Here is a 22472-nt window from a genome sequence, read left to right as displayed (position 1 = left end):
GCGCGGCCGTGTTCGCTGCGGGTAGCTGAAACGTCGAGGGAAACCCGTTCCGGACAATCTTCTCGGCTCGCAACGCGCGCGGGTTTGTCGCGGGCCGGCGATCGGTGCATATTAGCGGCATTGTCGTTTCACCGGTTGCCCATGACGCCAGACAAAGCCCTCGAACTGAAACGCAGCAAGCGCCGCGCGCTATGGCTGCTGCTGGCCGCGGTCGCGGTATTCGTCACGACGATCCTGCTGCCGCGCGGCCCGTTGGTCGACGGTTTCAAGGCGGTGGCCGAGGCCGCTATGGTCGGCGCGCTCGCCGACTGGTTCGCGGTCGTCGCGCTGTTCCGCCGCGTGCCGATCCCGTTCGTGTCGCGCCACACCGAGATCATCCCGAAGAACAAGGACAAGATCGCCGACAACCTCGCGGTGTTCGTGCGCGAGAAATTCCTCGGCCCCGACGCGCTCGTCGCGCAGATCCGCCAGCACGATCCCGCACGGAAACTCGGCGCATGGCTCGGCGAGCCCGCGAACACCGACGCGCTCGGCGGCTACGTGACGAAGCTGATGAGCTTCGCGCTCGACATGACCGACGATGCGCGGATCCAGTCGTTCGTCCACGACGCGTTCCGCGCGGTGATCGACCGGATCGACCTGTCGCAATCGATGGGCGCGATCCTCGATACGCTGACGAAGGACGGCCGTCACCAGGCGTTGCTCGACGACGCGATCGGGCAGGTGGTCGACGTGCTCGACAAGGAGGAGAACCGTGAGGTGATCGCGGGCTTCATCGTCGAATGGCTGAAGACGCAATACCCGAAGGTCGAGAAGATCTTGCCGACGCAGTGGTTCGGCGAGAACGGCGCGCGCATGCTGGCGAGCGCGGTGAGCCACGTGCTCGAGGGCGTGGCGGCCGATCCGGAGCACGAATTGCGGCAGCGCTTCGACCGCACGGTCATGCGGCTCACCGAGCGGCTGAAGCATGACCCTGCGTTCATCGCGAAGGGCGACGAGATCAAGCGCTACATTCGCGACGGCGACGCGTTCAACGACTATGTGCTCGATCTGTGGGACGAGTTGCGCGCATGGCTGAAGGCCGATCTCGCGCGGCCCGATTCGACGCTGCACCGGCAGGCCGCGACGCTCGGCGGCTGGCTCGGCGCGCGGCTCGCGGAGAGCCCGGCGCTGCGTGCGTCGCTGAACGAGCACATCGAGAAGGCTGTGCACGAGATGGCGCCGGATTTCGCGGATTTCCTGATGCGTCACATCCGCGATACGGTGCGCAACTGGGATGCGCGCGAGATGTCGCGGCAGATCGAGTTGAACATCGGCAAGGACCTGCAGTACATCCGCATCAACGGCACGCTGGTCGGCGGGCTGATCGGGCTCGGGCTGTATCTCGTCTCGCTGGTGCCGCGCTGGGCGGCGGGTTGGTTGCATTGATGCGGGCGCGGCCGTCGCGCACATGGTGCGCCGCCGTACGCCGCTGAATCAAGCATGTGCCTTCGTGCCGTGTAGTTGCAGGCCGAGCGCCTTGATCACTTTCAGGATCGTGCCGAAGCTCGGATTGCCGTCGTGCGACAGCGCCTTGTACAGTCCTTCGCGCGACAGGCCCGCGTCGCGCGCGACCTGCGACATGCCGCGCGCGCGGGCGATCACGCCGAGCGCATGCGCGATGAAGGCCGGGTCGTCGCCGGCTTCCTGCAGACAGGCCTCGAAGTAGTCGGCGATGTCGTCGTCGGTTTTCAGGTGTTCGGCCGAATCCCACGGCCGGGTCTTGATCTTGTCCATTGATCACTCCAGGTCGAGCCGCTCGAGCATCGCATGCGCGGCGCGGATGTTCGCCTGTTGCGTCGACGACTTGTCGCCGCCGCAGAGCAGGATCACCCATATCGTTCCGCGTCTGACGTAATAGACGCGATAGCCGGGCCCGTGGTCGACACGCATTTCGACGACGGGTGAGCCGGCCGATTTCCAGTCGCCCGGGTTGCCCATCGACAGACGGTCGATGCGCGCCTGGATGCGCCGCCGGGCGACGCGATCCTGCAGGCCGGCAAACCATGCATCGAAGACGTCGGTAGTCCGGATACTGAACGTAGGCGCACTGTAGGACATGGATCGCGGTATGTCAACCATGGTTCACAGGCTTGGTGGATGGAATCGGGGTGCGTCCAACATTAGGGCCGCGCGCGCCGTTTGAGATCGAATTGGTCGTCAGGCCGATCCTTTCGCGCGGCCGGACCCGGCCATTCGGCCGAAGTCGGAATTCCGCGAATCCGTCTACAATCAAAAACGTCCTTGCCGCCCGTGCGCGCTTGCCGCGCGCGGGCGGATCCGTTTGTCCTCCTGCACAGGGAGGCGCCGCCGTGCGTTGCGCGGCGGGCAGTGCCGTGGTCACCAGTAGGTAAAGCGTCCGCGTGCCGTAGGCCGGCGCGCGTTCTGAACGTCGCGCGCCCGTAAGCCGGGCAGGCGGCATCAACCGAGAGTCCCCCATGAAAGCATCGGATCTGTTCGTGAAGGCGCTGGAAGCCGAGGGCGTCGAGTATGTGTTCGGCATCCCCGGCGAGGAAAACCTCGATCTGCTCGAATCGCTGCGGCGATCGAAGATCAAGCTCGTGTTGACCCGGCACGAGCAGGCGGCCGGGTTCATGGCCGCCACCTACGGCCGGCTGACGGGCCGCACCGGCGTGTGTCTCGCGACGCTCGGGCCGGGTGCGACCAACTTCGTGACGGCTGCCGCATATGCGCAGCTCGGCGGCATGCCGATGCTGATGATCACCGGGCAGAAGCCGATCAAGTCCAGCAAGCAGGGTCACTTCCAGATCGTCGACGTCGTCGGCATGATGCAGCCGCTCACGAAGTTCACGCGGCAGATCGTGTCGATCGGCAACATTCCGTCGGCGGTGCGCGAGGCGTTCCGTCGCGCGGAGGAGGAGCGCCCGGGCGCCGCGCACCTCGAACTCCCGGAGGACATCGCGCACGAGGAGGGCGACGGCAAGCCGATTCCGCGCAGCTACAGCCGGCGACCGGTGGCCGAGGAGAAGGCGGTCGCGCATGCGGTCGACGCGATCCAGGCCGCGCGCCACCCGCTGTTGATGATCGGCGCGGGCGGCAATCGCAAGACGACCTGCAAGATGCTGCTCGAATTCGTCGACAAGACGGGCATCCCGTTCTTTACGACTCAGATGGGCAAGGGCGTGATCGACGAAACGCATCCGCTGTGGCTCGGCAACGCGACGCTGTCCGACGGCGACTTCGTGCACCGCGCCATCGAGCATGCGGACTGCATCATCAACGTCGGCCACGACGTGATCGAGAAGCCGCCGTTCTTCATGCGCACGGACGACAAGACCGTGATCCACGTGAACTTCCTCGGTGCGCAGGTCGATCCCGTCTACTTCCCGCAGATCGAGGTGGTCGGCGACATCGCGAACGCGGTGTGGCAGATGAAGGAGGCGATCGCGCCGCAGCCACATTGGGATTTCGCACGCTTCGCGATGATCAAGGAGCACTTCGACGCGCACCTGCAGAAAGGCCAGCACGACCCGCGCTTCCCGATGTACCCGGTGCGGATCGTGAACGACCTGTACAACGCGCTGCCGACCGACGGGATCGTCTGTCTCGACAACGGGATGTACAAGATCTGGTTCGCGCGCTATTGGCGTGCGCACGAACCGAACTCGCTGCTGCTCGACAACGCGCTCGCGTCGATGGGCGCGGGCCTGCCGTCGGCGATCGCGACGAAGATCGTGCATCCGCAGCGCAAGGTGATCGCCGTGTGCGGCGACGGCGGCTTCATGATGAATTCGCAGGAACTCGAAACGGCCGTGCGGCTGAAGCTCGACATCGTCGTGATGATCCTGCGCGACGACGCGTTCGGGATGATCCGCTGGAAGCAGGAGAACATGAACTTCCCTGATTTCGCGATGACGCTGAAGAACCCCGATTTCGTGTCGTATGCGCAGAGCTACGGCGCGCACGGGCATCGTGTCGAAGCGGCCGACGATCTCGAGCCGCTGCTGCGCGACTGCTTCGCGACGCCGGGCGTGCACGTGATCGACGTGCCGATCGACTATTCGGACAACGAGCGCGTGCTCAACCGCGAAATCAAGCGCCTGTCGGCGCAACTCTGAATCCGCAGTTCACCGGAAGGAGCGTTCCATGCTGAAGGATACCTATCCGTACTATCTGGCCAACGAGGCCGTCTACGCGAACACCGATCTGGAAGTGACCGACAAGTTCAGCGGCAAGGTCGCGACGCGCGTCGCGCTGGCCGACGCGAAGGCGATCGATGCGGCCATCGGCGCGGCGGTCGACGCCGCGAAGCCGATGCGCGAGTTGCCGGCCTACAAGCGTCAGGCGGTGCTCGACCACTGCGTCGCGCGCTTTCGCGAGCGATTCGACGAGCTGGCCGAGGCGCTGTGCATCGAGGCCGGCAAGCCGATCAACGATTCGAAGGGCGAAGTGACGCGGCTGATCGATACGTTCCGCGTCGCGTCAGAGGAGTCGGTGCGCATCGACGGCGAGGTGATCAACCTCGAGATATCGGCACGCGCGCAGGGCTACACCGGCTATACGCGGCGCGTGCCGATCGGCCCGTGCTCGTTCATCTCCCCGTTCAACTTCCCGCTGAACCTCGCCGCGCACAAGGTCGCACCCGCGCTGGCTGCGGGCTGTCCATTCGTGCTGAAACCCGCGAGCCGCACGCCGATCGGTGCGCTGATCATCGGCGAGGTGCTCACCGAAACCGACCTGCCCAAGGGGGCATTCTCGGTGCTGCCCGCGCATCGCGATGGCGCGGACCTGTTTACGACCGACGAGCGCTTCAAGCTGCTGTCGTTCACGGGTTCGCCGGCCGTGGGCTGGGCGCTGAAGGAGAAGGCCGGGAAGAAGAAGGTCGTGCTGGAGCTCGGTGGCAACGCGGCGGCGATCGTCGACGCGGACCAGCGCGAGCAGCTCGACTACGTGGTCGAGCGTCTCGCGTTCGGCGCGTATTACCAGTCGGGTCAGAGCTGTATCGGCGTGCAGCGGATCCTCGTGCATGCGGATCTGTACGACGCGCTGCGCGACAAGCTGATCGCGAAGACGCGTTCCCTGAAGATGGGCGATCCGAAGGATCCGTCGACGTTCGTCGGCCCAATGATCTCCGAATCCGAGTCGCGCCGCCTGTCGGGCTGGATGGACGCGGCCGTCGCGGCGGGGGCGAAGATCGTCGCGGGCGGCAAGGTCGACGGCGCGATGTTCGAGGCGACGCTGCTGGAAAACGTCGGTCGCGAACAGGACCTGTACCGCAAGGAGGCATTTGGTCCGGTCGCGATCCTCGAGAAGTTCGAGCGCTTCGACGATGCGCTCGCGCGCGTCAACGACAGCGACTTCGGGCTGCAGGCCGGCGTGTTCACCGATTCGCTCGCGCATGCGCAGCGCGCGTGGGACGAGCTGGAGGTGGGCGGTGTCGTGATCAACGACGTGCCGTCGTTCCGCGTCGACAACATGCCGTATGGCGGCGTGAAGGATTCGGGGCTCGGCCGCGAAGGGATCCGCTACGCGATCGAAGACATGACCGAGCCGCGCCTGATGGTCGTGCGGCGCCGTTAGCGCGAAGGGCGGCGGCATGACGGCACGCGGGCGGGCGATTGCGCTTGCCCGCGTGCCGTTTTCGTTTCGGCGCACACGGACGGGAGCGGCGATGCCCGCCGTTGCGACATCGTGGCGGCACAGCGTGCCTTGCTTGCCGAACGCGCTCGACTGCATGCATCGCATCGTGATGTAATCGCGCGAATTGGCCAACCGGGGTATGACATCGGCTGGCGTGCGCATTCATTCTTCACAAGGTCGATTCATGTCTCCCGTCTCGGCATTCAAGCTGGTTCTGCTTTCATTCCTCGCGATCGTCGCGCTCGAATGCATCGCCAAGCGGTTGCGATTGCCGCCCGCGGCTGCGCTGCTGATCGGCGGCATCGGCATCGCGTTCATTCCCGGCCTGCCGCCGATCAACCTCGATCCGGAACTCGTGCTGCTCGTGTTCCTGCCGCCGTTGCTGATGGACGGCGCGTATTTCTCGGTGTGGGAGGAGTTCAAGCACAACGTCGGCGGCATCATGATGCTCGCGATCGGCGCGGTGGTGTTCACGACGTTCGCGGTCGGTTTCGCCGTGCACTGGGTCGTGCCGTCGCTGCCGTGGGCCGCGTGCTTCGCGCTCGGCGCGATCGTGTCGCCGCCCGACGCGGTGGCCGCGAAGGCGGTGCTCGAACGTGTCGCGCTGCCGCGCCGGCTGATGGTGCTGCTCGAAGGGGAAAGCTTGTTGAACGACGCGGCGGGCCTGGTGCTGTTCCGCTTCGCGGTCGCCGCCGCGCTGACGGGCGCGTTCAGCCTCGAGCACGCGGTCGTGCGCTTCGCGGAACTCGGGCTCGGCGGTGTCGTGGTCGGCTTCGTGGTCGGCAAGCTCGTCGTGTGGTTCCTGAAGCTGCTCGATGACGACTATCTGGTGATCACCGTCGCGGTGATCGCCGGCTGGATCGCGTACATCGCGGGCGAGATGGTCGAGGTGTCGGGCGTGATCGCGACGGTCACGGCCGGCATGATCGTCGGCTGGCATCAGCACGAGGTGTTCTCGGCGGCCGTGCGCACGCGCGGCACCGCGTTCTGGCAGGTCATCGTGTTCCTGCTCGAAGCGCTGGTGTTCGTGCTGATCGGGCTGTCGCTGCGTGGTGCGATCCACCGGCTCGGCGGTTTCGAGCAGGTGCTCGCGACGATGGTCCCGCCGGTGCTCGCGGTGCTGGTGGCGGTGGTCGTGTCGCGCTTCGTGTGGATCTATGCGGTCGAGGCGCTGAAGATGCCGGTGCGCAGGATCATCCGGCGTGGCGCCGCGCCCGACTGGAAGGCCGCGACGATCATGAGCTGGGCGGGGATGCGCGGGGTCGTGACGCTGGCGATCGCGCTGTCGTTGCCGGAGGCGATGCCGGGCCGCGACGTGATCCTGGTCGCGTCGTTCGCGGTGATTCTCGTCACCGTGCTCATGCAGGGCACGACCATCGGGCCGCTGATCAGGCTGCTGCGTCTGCCTCAGCGCGAGGAGCGCGCCGCGCATCACCTGAGCGAGCCGCAGGCGTGGGCGCATATCGAGGCTGCGCAGCTCGCGGCGATCCAGCCGCTGGTGCGCGACGAGAGCGGCAAGGTGATTCACCCGCGCCTGCTGGAGCAATACACGTATCGCGCGGAACTGACCGAGCGGGCGAAGAACGAGCCTGCTTATCCGGCGGAGGTACGCGTCGCGCACTACGATGTCGTGCTGGCCGCGATCAAGGCCGGGCGTGCGGAATTGTTGCGCCTGCATCGTTCGGGCCGCATCCACGACGAGATGCTGCACATGCTCGAGCGCGATCTCGACCTGCAGGAAGTATCCGCGCAGCACGCGCGCGGGTAAGCGACCGCGCGGGCAGGCGGTGAATGCGCGGCCCGCCCGCGCCGATCAGGTTCGGCGCGCGGTGCCCCGAGCCTTCGCATCGCGCCGATCCGGTCGTGGCATGCGCTTTTTCCTTCCATATCCTCCGATTCCGTCGCATCGGAATCCGGCCCCAAAACGTTCGAATCGACGGCCTTGCAGCGCATGCAAACCTCGCGATGCCGGCTTCGCAAACGTTATCGTCTTTCGCCTCCGGAAATGATCTGATTTATCTGAATCCCGCTCTTTCACCATATTTGGCAAAACTAAACCGGAAGGAGATAGATGCTGTGTTCTAATTTCATTTAGAATCAGCCGGTTATCTTTATTGAGAGAAAGCGCGCGGAGGTAATGCGACCGTCGTCGGGGTGAAATCGACGCTCGGATCCCCGTGAGGCAATGCCGACAGGCCAGATCGGCAACATTAGGCGGATTTCTCCGCCGCCATATTTAAGATGGCGTCCAAGTCGGATAAACAACTCCTATGAAAGAATCAATTGGAGATTTGGCGTTTGAAGCGGTATTTATGAAAGAATCCAGCGGTGAAAATGCGTCGGATTGTCTCGAGTCGGGGCTATCGGTTCTGCTCGTCGACGATCAGCCGTTCGTCGGCGAGGTGATCCGCCGCGCGCTGCGCACCGAGCACGATATCGACCTGCATGTGTGCACCGACGCACATCGGGCGATGGCGGTCGCGCGTGACGTGAAGCCGACGGTCATCCTGCAGGATCTCGTGATGCCGGAATTCGACGGCCTCGACCTTGTTCGCGCGTGGCGCGCGGACACCGACACCGCACGCGTGCCGATCATCGTGCTGTCGGCGAAGGAGGAGCCGATCGTCAAGCGCGAGGCGTTCATCGCCGGCGCGAACGATTACCTCGTGAAGCTCCCGGACGCGATGGAACTGACCGCGCGCATCCGCTATCACTCGAATTCGTACCTGATGTCGCGCCAGCGCGACGAAGCGCTGGATTTCCTGTCGCACGACATGCGTTCGCCGCAAACGTCGATCCTCGCGCTGCTCGAGGCCTACCGGACCGAGCACGGCGACATGCCGCCGATCATGGAGCGCATTGCCGGCCATGCACGGCGCGCGCTCGCGCTCGCCGACGGCTTCATCCACCTGACCCGTGCGCAGTCGGAACGCCGCGCGCACGAGGTCCTGAGTCTCAACGAGATCGTGCTCGACGCCGTCGACCAGCTGTGGGAGAAGGCGGCCGGATTCGGCAGCCGGGTGTTTGCCCACGTGCCCGACACCGAGTGCGTGACGATGGGCGACCGCATGATGCTCACGCGCGCGGTCGCAAACCTGATCGACAACGCGCTGAAGTACGGCCCGGCCGGCACGGACGTTCACTGCACGCTGAGCGACGACGACGGTGCGTGGCTGATCGGCGTCGAGGACGCCGGCTCCGGCATCGCACCCGAGCAGCGCACGGCCGCGACCGAGTCGTTCGTGCGGCTCGAATCCGTGCATGGCGCGGCGCGCAGCGGCTTCGGCCTCGGGCTTGCGTTCGTCCGCGCGACGGCCGCGCGGCATCGCGGCCAGATCCTGATGCGCAATACGGCGCGTGGCTTCATGGTCGCGCTTCGGCTGCCGGCGCAAGCGGAGCGATGATTTCGCGGCGCGGCCGGCCGGTGCCGCGCTGCCCGCAGACCCCGATGCGCTCGTGGCGCGCCGTCCGGCGCGCGGGCGGGCGCGGTTTTTTTCAACGCTGATTTTAGAAAGCCCATAACGAACATGGCCACCGTGACGCCCCGCGCGACCAATGAAAGCCTGCATCCGACGATCGGCGCCGCCCGGCTGACGCTCGGCAACCGTATCCTGTTCAGCTTCGGCGTGCTGTTCGTGCTGATGCTGGTGACGGCCGGCGTGTCCTACGAGCGCCTGCGCGCGATCAACACCGAAGCCGTCAGCATCGAACGCGACTCGCTGCCGGGCGTGTATCTGGCGGCGTCGCTGCGCGGGGCGGTCAACGAATCGATCGCGATGCTGCAGCAGGCGACGTTCGTCGATACCGATTCCGAACTCGTGCAGCGTGATTTCGCGAAGATCGGCGAGACGCTCAAGGAGGTCGAGTCGTTGTCGGTCGACTACCAGAACACGACGTTCCGCGACGACGACCGCCAGCGCTTCGCGGCGTTTCGCGGCGCCTACGATCGCTACCTGCCGCTGCTGAACGACGCGGTGCAGAAGAGCCGCGTGTCGCGCGAGGAGGCCGTCGCCGCTTATGCGAAGGCGCAGCCTGCGTGGGCCGAGGTCGTGCGCAACGCGAATATCCTGGTGCAGGAAAACCGCAAGTTCGCCGACCAGTCCGCGAAATTGATCCGCGAATCCGTGCAGGACACGGAGATCGTCCTCGCGACCGCGCTGGCGATCGTGTTGCTGTCCGCGCTGGGGCTGGGCTACGGGCTGTACCGTTCCGTCACCGTGCCGATGGCGCGGCTCGTCGAGGTGCACGACGTGATGCGCACCGGCAATCTGACGCGTCGCCTCGACCTGCGCCGCCGCGACGAGTTCGGCACGCTCGAGACGGGCTTCAACCGAATGGCCGACGAGCTGACCGAGCTGGTTGCGCGCGCTCAGCAGTCGTCGCTGCAGGTGACGACGTCGGTCGCCGAAATCGCGGCGACGTCGCGCGAGCAGCAGGCGACCGCGAACGAGACCGCGGCGACCACGACCGAGATCGGCGCGACCTCGCGCGAGATCTTCGCGACGTCGCGCGACCTGTTGCGCACGATGAACGAGGTCGCCGGCGTGGCCGAGCAGTCGGCGACGCTTGCGGGCGTGAGCCAGAGCGGCCTCACGCGGATGGGCGAGACGATGCGCAGCGTGATGGACGCGGCCGGTTCGGTGAACGCGAAGCTCGCGATCCTCAACGAGAAGGCGCTGAACATCAACCAGGTCGTCGCGACGATCACCAAGGTGGCCGACCAGACCAACCTGCTGTCGCTGAACGCAGCGATCGAGGCCGAGAAGGCCGGCGAGTACGGCCGCGGCTTCGCGGTCGTCGCGACCGAGATCCGCCGCCTCGCCGACCAGACGGCCGTGGCGACGTACGACATCGAGCAGACGGTGAAGGAGATCCAGTCGGCCGTGTCGGCGGGCGTGATGGGGATGGACAAGTTCTCGGAGGAAGTGCGCCGAGGGATGCTCGACGTGCAGCAGGTCGGCGGGCAGCTGTCGCAGATCATCGCCGAGGTGCAGACGCTCGCGCCGCGCTTCCAGATGGTCAATGAAGGGATGCAGACCCAGGCGAACGGTGCCGAGCAGATCACGCAGGCGCTGTCGCAACTGTCGGAGGCCGCGCAGCAGACGGCCGAATCGCTGCGCCAGTCGTCGCAGGCGATCGACGATCTGACGCTCGTCGCGAATCAGTTGCGCACCAGCGTGTCGCGCTTCAAGGTCGACGCGTGACGCGCGCCGAGTCTCACGGCGGCGCGCACGCGCTGTTCCTGATGTTCGAGCTCGACGGCGAGCGCTATGCGCTCGACGCGGCCGACATCGACGAGGTGCTGCCGCTTGCGACCACCAAGGCCGTGCCCGGCGCGCCCGAATGGATTGCCGGGCTGCTGATGCGCGGCGGTCAGCCCGTGCCCGTGATCGACGTGCCGATGCTGGCGCTCGGACGGCGCGCGCATGCGCTGCGGTCGACGCGGCTGGTGATGGCTCGCTATCGCGTCGGACAGCTCGACCGCGATCGCGTGGTCGGCCTGATCGTCGAACGCGCGACGCAGACGCTGCGGATCGACCGCACCGCGTTCCGGGCCAGCGGCATATCGACCGCGCGCACGCGCTGGCTCGGGCGGGTCGCGAACACGCCCGACGGGATCGTGCAGCAGGTCTCGGTGTTCGAGCTGATCGACGACGTTGCGCGCCTGTATCTGTTCGACGGCCAGCCGGGCCACGGAGGGGAGTCCACATGAAAGTGTCCGATTCGCGATTTCGCGACTGGCTGCTGCGCGAGACCGGCATCGACCCTGATTCGCTCGGCAACGACTTCCTGAGCCGCGCGCTGACGGAGCGCGTGCAGGCGCTGCAGGGCGACGGCGAGCGGCTGCCGTCGGCGGCGCGGCCGCCCGTCACGCCGGAAGCGCTCGACGCCTATTGGCAGCAGCTCAACGCGTCGGCCGACGAACGGCGCGCGCTGATCGAACTGTTCATCGTGCCGGAGACGTGGTTCTTCCGCGATCGCGAGGCATTCGCGACGCTCGCGCGGTTCGCGGCCGAGCGGGTCGCCGCGATGCCCGGGCGCGTAATGCGTGTGCTGAGCGCGCCATGCTCGAGCGGCGAGGAACCGTATTCGGCGGCGATGGCGCTGCTCGACGCCGGGCTCGATCCGGCCAGTTTCACGATCGACGCGATCGACCTGAGCGCGCGCGCGATCGAACAGGCGCGGCTCGGCTGCTACGGGCGCAATGCGTTTCGCGGCACGGCGACCGAGTTCCGCGGCCGCTACTTCACGCCGGTCGCCGACGGCTGGCTGCTCGACGAGCGCGTGCGCGCGTGCGTGCAGTTTCGCCAGGCGAACCTGATCGAGCCTGGCATCGACACGGGCATCCGCTACGATTTCGTGTTCTGCCGCAACGTGCTGATCTATTTCGACCGCGACGCACAGGATCGCGTGATCGATTCGCTCGAACGCTCGCTCGCCGATGACGGCATGCTGTTCGTCGGTCCCGCCGAAACGGGTGTCGCGATGCGACACGGGATGTGCTCGGCGCGCGTGCCGCTGGCGTTCGCGTTTCATCGCGTGCGCGGTGGCGCCGCGGCGGACGGCCATGCGGCACCGATGCCCGCGATCGCGCCGTACCGACGCGCCGAGCGCTTCGCGGTGGCGCCGCCGGCCACGACGCGCCCGCTGCTGGCCGTCGCGCCGACCACGTGGAGCGATGCCGCGCCGTCGCGCGCCGCATATGCGCCGGTCGAGCGTCCGACGGCGCTCGAGTCGCGGGCCGGCTTGCGCGTCGACTCGCCGCCCCGTGTTGCCAACGCGACCGACATGCCCGCGCAGGCGACGCCCGTCGCCGACAGCGCCGCACCGACGCTCGAGGAAGCGCAGGCGCTGGCCAACGCGGGCGCATTCGACGAGGCCGAGCGCGTGCTCGCGCGGTTCTCCGCGCACGCCGGGCCGCACGCCGATGCGTTCTACCTGAACGGGCTGATCGCGGATGCGCGCGGGCGCGTCGCGGAAGCGGGCGACTTCTACCGGAAGGCGCTGTATCTGCGGCCGACACACCACGAAGCGCTGACGCATCTGGCGACCTTGCTCGACGTCGGCGGCGACGGCGCAGGCGCGCGATGGCTGCTCGAGCGGGCGCGGCGCTCGGCCGGATAACGAGACTACGGGTTGGGAGCCGACATCGGGATGACCGAGGAAAGAATGAACCGCGACGCCGTTGCCACTGACGACACGACGACCGGCGTCGACGATTGCTGGAACCGGATCGGCACGCGCGGCGACCGCTCGTGCGAGCGGTTGTCCGACTGCCTGCGCTGCCTGAACTGTCCTGTCTACGCGTATCACGCGGCGAAGCTGCTCGAACGCCCGCTCGGCATCGCCGAGATGACCGACGCCACGCAGCGGATCAGCGCGTTCGACGCGACCCGCGCGCATGGCGACGACGATACGCGCCAGGCGGCGCTCGCGTTTCGCGTTGCCGACGAATGGCTCGCGCTGCCGATCGGCGTGCTGCGCGAGATCGCCGGCACGCGCCCGATCCATTCGCTGCCGTACCGCCGTCATTCGGCCGTGCGCGGCGTGGTCAACATTCGCGGCACGCTGCGCATCGCGATCTCGATCGGTGCGCTGCTCGGCCTCGACGCGGGCAGGGGCGGCAACGGCGGCGCGGACGGCCGTTTCACGCGGCTGCTGGTCGCCGCGCACCAGGGCGAGCCGGTCGTGTTTCCGGTCGACGAAGTCGAGGGTGTGCTGCACTTCGGCGCATCCGAATGGGTGCCAGTGCCGGCGACGGTCGGGCGCGCGAGCGCCGGCCTGTCGCGCGGCGTGCTGTCGTGGCGCGGCAAGTCGGTGGGCCTGCTCGACGACGATCGGCTGTTCGACGCCGTGACACGGAGCATGCGATGAGCGGCGATGACGATCTGAGCCACCTGTCGCTGCTCGAGCTGTATCGCGAGGAGACGCGCACGCAAACCCAGGCGCTGTCCGAGCGCCTGCTCGCGCTCGAATCGGGCGAGCCCGACTCCGTCGCGCTCGAGGCGTGCATGCGCGCCGCGCATTCGCTGAAGGGCGCCGCACGCATCGTCGGTGTGCCGCTCGGCGTCGACATCGCGGGGCGCATGGAAGAATGCTTCGTCGCCGCGCAGGCCGGCACGATCGCGCTGACGGCCACGCACGTCGACGTGCTGCTCGCCGGCGTCGATCTGCTGGTGCGCGTCGCCGATCCGCAGGCGCAGCCCGTGTCGTCGACCGAGATCGAGGCGTTCGCGCTGGCGCTGACGGGTGCCGACGGCGCCCATGCGATGCCGGCTTCGGCCTTCGCGCCGCCTGCACCGCCGTCCGTCGAGCCGCTTCGCGAGCACGACGGCGCCGCGAACGAATCGGTGGGGGCCGGCGCCGCGGTGCCGCCGCTCGCCGTGTCGGCGGCCGTGCCAGATCCGGTCCAGGCCGGCCGCGTGGCCGGCGCGGGTGCGATGCGCCGCGTGCGGGCCGATACGCTGAACCGGCTGCTGAGCCTGTCCGGCGAGTCGCTCGTCGAGTCGCGCTGGCTCAAGCCGTTCGCGGAATCGATGCTGCGCGTGAAGCGTGCGCAGCGCGATGCGGCCCGCTCGCTCGATCTGTTGTACGAACAGTTTGCCGACGATCTCGACGCGGGCGTGCTCGCGTCGGTGAACGAAGTGCGGCACATGCTCAACGACCTGCAGCGCTCGCTCGCCGAGCGCATGGACGAATTCGACCGCTTCGAGCGGCGCAGCACGCACATCGCCGAGCAGCTGTACGACGAGGCGCTGCAGTGCCGGATGCGGCCGTTCGGCGACGCGACGCGCGCGTATCCGCGCATCGTCCGCGATCTCGCGCGCTCGCTCGGCAAGCAGGTGCGCTTCTCGATCGTCGGCGAAGGCACGCAGGTCGACCGCGACATCCTCGACCTGCTCGACGCGCCGCTCGGCCACCTGCTGCGCAACGCGATCGATCACGGCGTCGACGCGCCCGACGCGCGTCGCGCACGCGGCAAGCCGGCCGAGGCGAGCGTCACGCTGGAGGCGCGCCACAGCGCCGGCTCGCTGCTCGTGAGCGTGATCGACGACGGGCCGGGCGTGGACATGGACGCATTGCGCGCGGCGGTCGTGCGCCAGCGCCTGACCGACGACGAGACGGCCGCGCGGCTGTCCGATCCCGAACTGCTCGAGTTCCTGCTGCTGCCGGGCTTCTCGATGCGCGATGCGGTGACCGACGTGTCGGGGCGCGGCGTCGGCCTCGATGCCGTGCAGGAAATGGTGCGCGGCGTGCGCGGCGCGGTGCGCATCTTCAACGAGCCCGGCGCGGGCATGCGCTTCGTGCTGCAACTGCCGCTCACGCTGTCGGTGATCCGCAGCCTGCTGGTCGAGGTCGGCGGCGAGCCGTACGCGTTCCCGCTCGCGCACGTGCGCCGCACGCTCGAACTGTCGCACGATGACATCGACGTGCTCGAAGGGCAGCCGCATTTTCCGTTCGACGGCCGGCGCGCGGGCCTCGTCAGTGCGCATCAGTTGCTCGATGCCGGCGAGCCCGACGTCGCGCGCGCACGCACGGCGGTCGTGGTCGTCGGCGGCGAGCCCGAACTCTACGGCGTCGCCGTCGACCGCTTCCTCGGCGAACGGATGCTCGTCGTGCAGCCGCTCGACAGCCGCCTGAACAAGATCCAGAACATCGCGGCCGGTGCGTTGCTCGAGAACGGCGACCCGGTGCTGATCGTCGACGTCGAAGACCTGATCCGCTCTGTCGACAAGCTCGTGCGCGGCGGACAGCTCGCGAAGCTCAAGCGCGATCCGCAGCTCGCGCTCGCCGACCGGCGCCGCCGCGTGCTCGTCGTCGACGATTCGCTGACGGTGCGCGAGCTCGAACGCAAGCTGCTGGAAAAGCGCGGCTACGACGTGACCGTGGCGGTCGACGGAATGGACGGCTGGAACGCCGTGCGCAGCGACGCGTTCGATCTGGTCGTCACCGACGTCGACATGCCGCGCATGGACGGGATCGAACTCGTCACGCTGATCAAGGGCGATCCGATGCTCAAGCGCGTGCCGGTGATGATCGTGTCGTACAAGGATCGCGACGAGGATCGCCGGCGCGGGCTCGACGCAGGCGCCGACTACTACCTCGCGAAGAGCAGTTTCCACGACGAGGCGCTGCTCGATGCGGTGCACGACCTGATCGGGGACGCGCGCGGATGAACATCGGCATCGTCAACGATCTGCCGCTCGCGGTCGAGGCGTTGCGCCGCGTGATCGCGCTGCGCACCGATCATCGCGTGCTGTGGGTGGCGACCGACGGCGACGAGGCGGTGGATTTCTGCGTCGCGCATCCGCCCGACCTCGTGCTGATGGATCTCGTGATGCCGAAGCTCGACGGCGTGGCCGCGACGCGGCAGATCATGGCGCGTGCGCCGTGCGCGATCCTGGTCGTGACCGCGAGCGTCAGCGCGAACACGTCGTCAGTCTACGAGGCGATGGGCGCCGGCGCGCTCGACGCGGTCGACACGCCGACGTTCGCGCTCGGCCTGCCTTCGGACGCGGGGCCGCAGCCGCTGCTCGCGAAGATCGACCAGATCGGCCGGCTGCTCGAAAGCCGGACGGCGACGCTCGTGCCGCCCGTGCCGGCCGTCACGCGCGGCCTGCCGACGCTGATCGCGATCGGCGCGTCGGCGGGCGGGCCGACCGCGCTCACCGCGCTGCTGCGCGCGCTGCCGGCCGATTTTCCGGCCGCGCTCGTGATCGTGCAGCACGTCGACCAGGCGTTCGCGGTCGGCATGGCGGAGTGGCTCGACGGTTATACGCGGCTGCCCGTGCGCGTCGCGCGGGAGGGCAGCGTGCCGCGGGCCGGCGAGGTGCTGCTCGCGGCGACCAACGATCACCTGTACATGTCGCCGCGCGGCGTGCTCGGCTATACGCGGCATCCGGCCGAGACGCCGTACCGGCCGTCGATCGACGTGTTCTTCAACAGCGTCGCCGACGGCTGGCAGGGCGACGCGCTCGGCGTGCTGCTGACCGGAATGGGGCGCGACGGGGCGCTGGGGCTGAAGGCGATGCGCGCGAAGGGTTGCTACACGATCGCGCAGGACGAGGCGACGTGCGCCGTCTACGGGATGCCGAAGGCGGCCGCGGCGATCGGCGCAGCGTCGGCGATCCTGCCGCTCGAGCGGATCGCGCCGCAACTGATCTCGCGCGTGACGCGCATGCCGCTCGACTGACGGCGCGCGGCCCCGGCGGGGCCGCGTTGCACGCGCCGCGCGGCGTCGCGTACAATTGCCGCCAGCGGAGATGGCATGCCTCCCTGCGGTCGATCCCGGCGCGTCGCGCGCGGTTCGGCCCTCAACCGCCGGTTGCCCGGCTGATGATGCCTGCGTGTTCCTGGGTCGTCAGGAGGTCGCAGGCCGTCCATGCGGTATTCTGCCGCCCAGGTTTTGATGTCCCGTCGAATCTGGAAATCATGTTTTTCTCGACTTCTGCCGATTTTTTCGCGACCGTGCGCTACGTGTGCCGCTGGCTCGCGCTTTCCGCCCTGCTCGGCGCGCTGGCCGGCACGGCTTCCGCGTTGTTCCTGATCGCGCTCGACTGGGCGACCGGCACGCGTGTCGCGCATCCGTGGCTGTTGTGGGGACTGCCGGCCGCCGGTTTCGCGACCGGCTGGGTCTATCACCGGTTCGGCCAGTCGGTCGCGCGCGGCAACAACCTGCTGATCGACGAAATTCACGACCCGAAGGCGCTCGTGCCGAAGCGGATGGCGCCGCTCGTGCTCGTCGCGACCGTCGTCACGCACCTGTTCGGCGGGTCGGCCGGCCGCGAAGGCACGGCCGTGCAGATGGGCGGCGCGCTCGCCGATCGTGTCACGCATCTGTTCCGGCTCGATCGCGAGCATCGGCGCGTGCTGCTGATGGGCGGCATCGCGGCCGGCTTCTCGTCGGTGTTCGGCACACCGCTCGCGGGCGCCGTGTTCGGGCTCGAGGTGCTCGCGATCGGCCGCGTTCGGTACGACGCGCTGCTGACCTGCGTCGCGTCGGCGATCGTTGCGGACGTCGTGTGCCGCGCGTGGGGCGTGCATCACACCGCTTATGCGATTCCGTTCGTGCCGGCCGTGTCGGCGACGGGGCTGGCCGCGACGGTCGTCGCGGGCGTTGCGTTCGGCGTCGTCGGCCGGCTGTTCGCGTTCGCGACGCATGCGCTGACCGCATGGTTCCGCCGCGTCGTGCGCTACGTGCCGCTGCAGCCGGTGCTCGGCGGCGCGCTGGTGGCGGTGGCCGCGACCGCGCTGAACGTACCGCAGTATCTCGGGCTCGGGATTCCGACGATCGAGGCCGCGTTTCACGGGCCGCTGCCGGCTTACGATTTCGCGGGCAAGTTCGCGTTTACCGTCGTCACGCTCGCGTCGGGATTCAAGGGCGGCGAAGTGACGCCGCTGTTCTATATCGGCGCGACGCTCGGCAACGCGCTCGGCCAGGTGCTCGCGCTGCCGGTGCCGGTGCTCGCGGGGCTCGGCTTCGTCGCGGTGTTCGCGGGTGCGGCCAACACGCCGATTGCGTCGACGATCATGGCGATCGAACTGTTCGGCGCGGATGTCGGCGTCTATGCGATCGTCGCCTGCGTGGTCGCCTATCTGTTTTCCGGGCACGCGGGAATTTATCGATCGCAGCGGGTGGCGGTGGGGAAGGGGGCGCGGGTGGAGGCGGAGTGACGGCGGCGCGCGGCGGCCGACCGCGGTGTGTCGACCGAAACCGACACCCGGTGATCGCGCCGATCACCGGGTGCGAGGGGCGTCCGTTACGCCTTCGGCAGTTTCGCGACGTTGCGCGCGAGCAGTTCCTCGATGTCGATGCCTTTCTCCGCGAGCAAGGCCGTCACGACGCCGGTCAGCTCCCCGAGCGTTTCCTTGACCGACTCGCGGATCGTATCCACGACGACCTGGGTGCTGCGCTCGATCTCGATATTGACCTTGTCGTCGACGCCTTTGGCGTCGAAGGTGGTCGCGCGCCGCGTTTCGGGAATCAGCCAGACGTCGAACCAGCCTGCGTCGCGATCGACGTCCGACACGGTGAGGCTGCAGCCGTTGATCGCGATGTAGCCTTTCGCGAACACGTAACGTTTGAAATCGGCCGGCACGGCGATGCGGATCATCCGGTTGTGTTCGGACGATGCGATTTGCAGGATGGTCCCCATGAAGTCGACGTGACCGGACAGCGGATGCCCGCCGATTTCCGCGCCGTCCTTCGCGGCCCGTTCGACATTGACGCGGGCGCCGGTCGTGAGGTCGGCCAGCGTGGTGATTCTCAGGCTCGGCAACATCACGTCGAAGTCGATCAGCAGCGGCGAGTGGATGGTCGTCACCGTCAGGCAGACGCCGTCGACCGAGACGCTCGCGCCGATCTCGATGTCGGTGGTGAACCGCTCGGGGAATTCGATGCTGAACGTTCTCAGTTCGCCGTGATCCTTGATGGCCTTGATGACGCCAACACCCTGAACAATGCCTGTAAACATGATCCGCCTTTCGTCGCAAATTGCCTGGCCGGTATGATAAGTGATCGCGGCGGGCGGCGTCGGGGCTGGACGCGCGGCGGCAGTTGCCGCACGTCCGGCCGCAACCGGCTTGCCGTCAAGCCTCCGCCGGCTCCCCCCGCGGGCCGGCATCGCCGTTGACCGTGCGCTGCGGCGAATCGATCAGGCCCTTCGCCAGCTCCAGCGCCTGCCGCTCGAACAGCCGGCGATAGATGCCGCCGTCGATACGGATCAGCGCATCGTGGTTGCCTTCCTCGATCACCTTGCCGCGATCGAGCACCAGCAGCCGGTCGAGCGCGCGCACGGTCGACAGCCGGTGCGCGACGACGAGCGTCGTGCGGCCGACCATCAGCCGCTCCATCGCCTGCTGGATCAGCACCTCGCTTTCGCTGTCGAGGCTCGACGTCGCTTCGTCGAGGATCAGGATCGGCGCATCCGCGAGGAACGCGCGCGCGATCGCGACGCGCTGGCGTTCGCCGCCCGACAGCTTGATCCCGCGCTCGCCGACCAGCGTGTCATAGCCGTCCGGCAGCGCGGCGATGAAGTCGTGCGCGCTGGCGAGACGCGCGGCGCGCTCGATTTCCGCACGGCTCGCGTCGGGACGCGCATACGCGATGTTCTCCGCCAGCGTGCGGTGGAACAGCACGGGTTCCTGCTGGACGATCGCGATCTGGCTGCGCAGCGAATCCTGCCGCACCTGCGCGATATCCTGGCCGTCGATCGTGATGCGGCCGCCCGACACGTCGTACAGACGCTGGATCAGCTTGATGAACGTCGTCTTGCCCGACCCGGAATGGCCGACGAGGCCGACACGCTCGCCGGGCGCGATGCGCATCGAGAAGTCGTCGTACAGCGGCACCGGATGATTGCCGTAGCGGAACGTCACGTGCTCGAAGCGGATCTCGCCTTGCCCGATCCGGATCGCCGGTGCGCCGGGACGATCGTCGATGCCGAGCGGCTGGCGCTCGAGCGAGACGAGCTCTTCCATGTCGTTGACCGAGCGCTGCAGGTTGCGGATGTGCATGCCGACGTCGCGAAGGTAGCCCTGCAGCATGAAGAACATCGTCAGCGAGAACGCGATGTCGCCGACGCTCGCTTCGTCGTTCGCCCACAGCCGCAGCGCGACGCCGATCATCGCCGCCTGCATCGCGACGAGCATCGCACCCTGCAGCCCGCCGTTGAGCGTGCCGCGTACCCACGTGCGGCGCGTGCGCTGGCGCCATTTGCCGATCACGCGCGCGAGCCGCGCTTCCTCGCGCGTTTCCGCGCCGAACGCCTTGACGACCGCGTTGCAGCTCACCGCGTCGGCGAGTGCGCCGCCCATGCGCGTGTCCCACAGGTTGCCGAGCCGGGCGGCCGGCGCGACGATGCCGAGCGACACGGCGACCGTCACCGAGATGTACAGCAGCGAACCCGCGCCGACGACGAGCCCCATGACAGGCCAGTGCGTGCCGAGCAGCACCGTCGCCCCGACGAGCATCGTGACCGACGGCAGCAGTGCGATCAGCACGGTGTCGTTCAACAGGTCGAGCGCCCAGATTCCGCGCGTGATCTTGCGCACCGTCGACCCCGCGAAGCTGTTCGCGTGCCAGTCGGTCGAGAAACGCTGCACGCGATGGAACGACGCGGCGGCGATCTCGCTCATCATTTTCAGCGTGAGCGTGATGATGTTCAGGTAGACGCCTTGCCGCAGCAGCGTCGCGCCGATGCCGAGCGCGGCCAGCGTGCCGAACGCGACGACGGCCGAATGCCACGCGGCGGCGCGGTCGGTCAGGCCGGTCGACAGCGCATCGACGAGGCGTCCGGCGAACAGCGGCGTGAGCACGTCGGCAAGCGCGCCGAGCAGCGCCAGGGTCGTGATCGTCGCGATGCGCACCGGCTGCTTGCGCCAGTAGCGGAACGTGAAGCCGAAGACGGCCTGGAATGCCTGGCCGCCCAGATGGGTGGTTTTTCTGGTCATGTATCGTTGCCCGGCGCATCGCGCGACGGGACTTTCCGGTTCGGAGAACGTCGAAAACGCAACAGCCCGGCCGCGCGGATGACGCGGGCGAAACGAAACGGACTGTCGGAAAAATGCGCGGGCCGGCGAGTTAGCGGAGCACTCGGGAGCCGGCGCGGACGACGGGCTGGATCAGCCGCGCCGTGGGACCACGTTCGGGAAGGCTGCTGGCATTCGGAACATCTGCACCTCCCTGAAGTGAACGGTTGAAAGGACGCCGAAAAGACGTGAAGGGATTTTATCAGCAGTGCCGGAGTCGCCGCAACGTCTGACGAATGCGGCGTTGCAGCGTCGATACGGTTAGTATTCGGGGTTTCGGCCCTTTTTCGCGCGGGTTCCGCGGTGCGGTGCCGCACGGGTCGGCGGGCCGCATCGATTACACTTTGCCGTTGCGCGCCGGCCGCCGAGGCCGCGCGGATTCACCCCCGATACATTCCTGAGGAAACGATGAGCGACGTTCAGCAAGGCATCCTGGCTCCGATCGACACGGCGGCCCGATACCTCACTTTCACGATTTCGAACAACGGCAACGTGGCAGCGGCGCTGACGGCGTTGCGCGAGCTCGTTGACGGGCGCGACACGGTCGCGGGTTTCGGACACGCGCTCGCCGCACACCTCGGGCGTCCGGTCCCGGGCCTCACCGAATATCCGGCGTTCGCGGTGAACGACCGCACGCTGCCGATCACGCCGGCCGACATCTGGGTCTGGCTGCGCGGCGACGATCGCGGCGAGCTCGTGCTGCGTGCGCGGGCGATCGAGCGGGCGCTTGCGCCGGCGTTCGCGCTGCAGGACGCGGTCGACGGATTCCGCTATTCGAACGATCGCGACCTGTCGGGTTACGAGGACGGCACCGAGAACCCGACCGGCGACGACGCGCTAGCCGCCGCGATCGTCACGGGGCAGGGCGCGGGTCTCGACGGTTCGAGCTTCGTCGCGGTTCAGCAATGGCTGCACGACTTCGACCAGATGGAGCGCATTGCGTCCGGCGACATGGATCACATCGTCGGCCGCCGCCGCTCGGACAACGAGGAACTGGACGACGCGCCCGAGTTCGCGCACGTGAAGCGCACCGCGCAGGAGAGCTTCGAGCCGGAGGCGTTCATGCTGCGCCGGTCGTCGCCATGGTCGGATGCGCGCCGCGCGGGGCTCTATTTCGTCGCGTTCGGCTGTTCGTTCCGCGCGTTCGACGTGCAGATGCGCCGGATGAGCGGCGCGGACGACGGCATCGTCGACGGCCTGTTCCGCTTCACGCGGCCGCTGACGGGCGCGTATTTCTGGTGCCCGCCGGTGAAGGACGGCAAGCTGGACCTGTCGGCGTTCGGGCTGTAAGCGCCGGACGG

17 protein-coding genes and 1 riboswitch are annotated in these 22472 nt (G+C 67.9%); of the genes, 13 read left to right on the top strand and 4 right to left on the bottom strand.

From position 1 onward, the window contains the following. Window positions 1–141 precede the first annotated feature (141 nt). Window positions 142–1428, top strand: coding sequence for a DUF445 domain-containing protein (locus ACV22W_RS03635; protein WP_448017772.1), 1287 nt, complete (start codon window positions 142–144; stop codon window positions 1426–1428). A gap of 48 nt (window positions 1429–1476) precedes the next feature. Here the strand turns inward: ACV22W_RS03635 and ACV22W_RS03630 are convergent, their stop codons facing one another. Both ACV22W_RS03630 and ACV22W_RS03625 read right to left on the bottom strand, forming a co-directional pair. Further along, window positions 1477–1776, bottom strand: a complete 300-nt coding sequence (locus ACV22W_RS03630; RefSeq protein ID WP_448017771.1) for an addiction module antidote protein — start codon at window positions 1774–1776, stop codon at window positions 1477–1479. Between the two features lie 3 nt (window positions 1777–1779). After that, the gene (locus ACV22W_RS03625) at window positions 1780–2100 is read right to left on the bottom strand and encodes a type II toxin-antitoxin system RelE/ParE family toxin (protein WP_448017769.1); all 321 of its coding nucleotides are present in this window, start codon (window positions 2098–2100) and stop codon (window positions 1780–1782) included. A 377-nt stretch (window positions 2101–2477) separates the two neighbouring features. On the opposite strand from ACV22W_RS03625, the gene ACV22W_RS03620 reads away from it, so the two are divergent. The 11 genes from ACV22W_RS03620 (at window position 2478) to ACV22W_RS03570 (ending at window position 18315) form a co-directional block, all read left to right on the top strand. Beyond that, on the top strand, window positions 2478–4118 hold the full coding sequence (locus ACV22W_RS03620) for an acetolactate synthase large subunit (RefSeq protein ID WP_059531686.1): 1641 nt from the start codon (window positions 2478–2480) through the stop codon (window positions 4116–4118). A gap of 28 nt (window positions 4119–4146) precedes the next feature. Then, a complete protein-coding gene (locus ACV22W_RS03615) occupies window positions 4147–5580 on the top strand; it encodes an aldehyde dehydrogenase family protein (protein ID WP_448017768.1) in 1434 nt (477 codons plus the stop codon). 244 nt (window positions 5581–5824) lie between these two features. Beyond that, window positions 5825–7408, top strand: coding sequence for a Na+/H+ antiporter (locus ACV22W_RS03610; RefSeq protein ID WP_448017766.1), 1584 nt, complete (start codon window positions 5825–5827; stop codon window positions 7406–7408). A gap of 502 nt (window positions 7409–7910) precedes the next feature. Then, entirely contained in the window at window positions 7911–9044 is a 1134-nt protein-coding gene (locus ACV22W_RS03605; protein ID WP_448017765.1) for a hybrid sensor histidine kinase/response regulator, read from the top strand. 123 nt (window positions 9045–9167) lie between these two features. Continuing rightward, on the top strand, window positions 9168–10844 hold the full coding sequence (locus tag ACV22W_RS03600) for a methyl-accepting chemotaxis protein (RefSeq protein WP_448017763.1): 1677 nt from the start codon (window positions 9168–9170) through the stop codon (window positions 10842–10844). After that, window positions 10841–11353 (top strand): chemotaxis protein CheW, encoded by a 513-nt coding sequence (locus ACV22W_RS03595; protein WP_448017761.1) that lies wholly within the window; start codon window positions 10841–10843, stop codon window positions 11351–11353. Before ACV22W_RS03600 ends, ACV22W_RS03595 begins: the two co-directional genes overlap by 4 nt. Beyond that, window positions 11350–12765 (top strand): CheR family methyltransferase, encoded by a 1416-nt coding sequence (locus ACV22W_RS03590; RefSeq protein ID WP_448017760.1) that lies wholly within the window; start codon window positions 11350–11352, stop codon window positions 12763–12765. The genes ACV22W_RS03595 and ACV22W_RS03590 overlap by 4 nt, the downstream gene beginning before the upstream one ends. Window positions 12766–12810: 45 nt before the next feature. Next, complete coding sequence (locus ACV22W_RS03585) at window positions 12811–13515, top strand: chemotaxis protein CheW (protein ID WP_448018118.1); 705 nt, start codon at window positions 12811–12813, stop codon at window positions 13513–13515. Further along, complete coding sequence (locus tag ACV22W_RS03580) at window positions 13512–15818, top strand: response regulator (protein ID WP_448017759.1); 2307 nt, start codon at window positions 13512–13514, stop codon at window positions 15816–15818. The genes ACV22W_RS03585 and ACV22W_RS03580 overlap by 4 nt, the downstream gene beginning before the upstream one ends. After that, window positions 15815–16834, top strand: a complete 1020-nt coding sequence (gene cheB / locus ACV22W_RS03575) for a chemotaxis-specific protein-glutamate methyltransferase CheB (RefSeq protein WP_448017757.1) — start codon at window positions 15815–15817, stop codon at window positions 16832–16834. Before ACV22W_RS03580 ends, cheB begins: the two co-directional genes overlap by 4 nt. Window positions 16835–16891: 57 nt before the next feature. Further along, window positions 16892–16994: riboswitch (Fluoride riboswitch) on the top strand. Between the two features lie 79 nt (window positions 16995–17073). Continuing rightward, a complete protein-coding gene (locus ACV22W_RS03570; RefSeq protein ID WP_448017755.1) occupies window positions 17074–18315 on the top strand; it encodes a voltage-gated chloride channel family protein in 1242 nt (413 codons plus the stop codon). A gap of 86 nt (window positions 18316–18401) precedes the next feature. Here ACV22W_RS03570 and ACV22W_RS03565 read toward each other — a convergent pair whose 3' ends face one another. Together ACV22W_RS03565 and ACV22W_RS03560 are read right to left on the bottom strand one after the other, a co-directional pair. After that, on the bottom strand, window positions 18402–19115 hold the full coding sequence (locus ACV22W_RS03565; protein ID WP_448017754.1) for a riboflavin synthase subunit alpha: 714 nt from the start codon (window positions 19113–19115) through the stop codon (window positions 18402–18404). A 115-nt stretch (window positions 19116–19230) separates the two neighbouring features. Next, window positions 19231–21093 carry an ABC transporter ATP-binding protein gene (locus ACV22W_RS03560; RefSeq protein ID WP_448017752.1) on the bottom strand — a complete coding sequence of 621 codons (1863 nt, stop codon included), beginning with the start codon at window positions 21091–21093 and terminating at the stop codon, window positions 19231–19233. Between the two features lie 486 nt (window positions 21094–21579). Here ACV22W_RS03560 and ACV22W_RS03555 point away from each other — a divergent pair, with 486 nt between their 5' ends. Further along, on the top strand, window positions 21580–22461 hold the full coding sequence (locus ACV22W_RS03555) for a Dyp-type peroxidase (RefSeq protein WP_448017750.1): 882 nt from the start codon (window positions 21580–21582) through the stop codon (window positions 22459–22461). Window positions 22462–22472 lie beyond the last annotated feature (11 nt).

The sequence above is a fragment of the Burkholderia sp. AW49-1 genome (genome assembly GCF_053427845.1).
This window is presented reverse-complemented; position numbering and strand designations above follow the sequence as displayed.

What these genes read in the sequence shown, in the direction of transcription:
- ACV22W_RS03635 (WP_448017772.1), top strand. Translation starts at nt 142, where the DNA reads ATGACGCCAGACAAAGCCCTCGAACTGAAACGCAGCAAGCGCCGCGCG.
- ACV22W_RS03630 (WP_448017771.1), bottom strand. Translation starts at nt 1,776, where the DNA reads ATGGACAAGATCAAGACCCGGCCGTGGGATTCGGCCGAACACCTGAAA.
- ACV22W_RS03625 (WP_448017769.1), bottom strand. Translation starts at nt 2,100, where the DNA reads ATGTCCTACAGTGCGCCTACGTTCAGTATCCGGACTACCGACGTCTTC.
- ACV22W_RS03620 (WP_059531686.1), top strand. Translation starts at nt 2,478, where the DNA reads ATGAAAGCATCGGATCTGTTCGTGAAGGCGCTGGAAGCCGAGGGCGTC.
- ACV22W_RS03615 (WP_448017768.1), top strand. Translation starts at nt 4,147, where the DNA reads ATGCTGAAGGATACCTATCCGTACTATCTGGCCAACGAGGCCGTCTAC.
- ACV22W_RS03610 (WP_448017766.1), top strand. Translation starts at nt 5,825, where the DNA reads ATGTCTCCCGTCTCGGCATTCAAGCTGGTTCTGCTTTCATTCCTCGCG.
- ACV22W_RS03605 (WP_448017765.1), top strand. Translation starts at nt 7,911, where the DNA reads ATGAAAGAATCAATTGGAGATTTGGCGTTTGAAGCGGTATTTATGAAA.
- ACV22W_RS03600 (WP_448017763.1), top strand. Translation starts at nt 9,168, where the DNA reads ATGGCCACCGTGACGCCCCGCGCGACCAATGAAAGCCTGCATCCGACG.
- ACV22W_RS03590 (WP_448017760.1), top strand. Translation starts at nt 11,350, where the DNA reads ATGAAAGTGTCCGATTCGCGATTTCGCGACTGGCTGCTGCGCGAGACC.
- ACV22W_RS03585 (WP_448018118.1), top strand. Translation starts at nt 12,811, where the DNA reads ATGAACCGCGACGCCGTTGCCACTGACGACACGACGACCGGCGTCGAC.
- ACV22W_RS03580 (WP_448017759.1), top strand. Translation starts at nt 13,512, where the DNA reads ATGAGCGGCGATGACGATCTGAGCCACCTGTCGCTGCTCGAGCTGTAT.
- cheB (WP_448017757.1), top strand. Translation starts at nt 15,815, where the DNA reads ATGAACATCGGCATCGTCAACGATCTGCCGCTCGCGGTCGAGGCGTTG.
- ACV22W_RS03570 (WP_448017755.1), top strand. Translation starts at nt 17,074, where the DNA reads ATGTTTTTCTCGACTTCTGCCGATTTTTTCGCGACCGTGCGCTACGTG.
- ACV22W_RS03565 (WP_448017754.1), bottom strand. Translation starts at nt 19,115, where the DNA reads ATGTTTACAGGCATTGTTCAGGGTGTTGGCGTCATCAAGGCCATCAAG.
- ACV22W_RS03560 (WP_448017752.1), bottom strand. Translation starts at nt 21,093, where the DNA reads ATGACCAGAAAAACCACCCATCTGGGCGGCCAGGCATTCCAGGCCGTC.
- ACV22W_RS03555 (WP_448017750.1), top strand. Translation starts at nt 21,580, where the DNA reads ATGAGCGACGTTCAGCAAGGCATCCTGGCTCCGATCGACACGGCGGCC.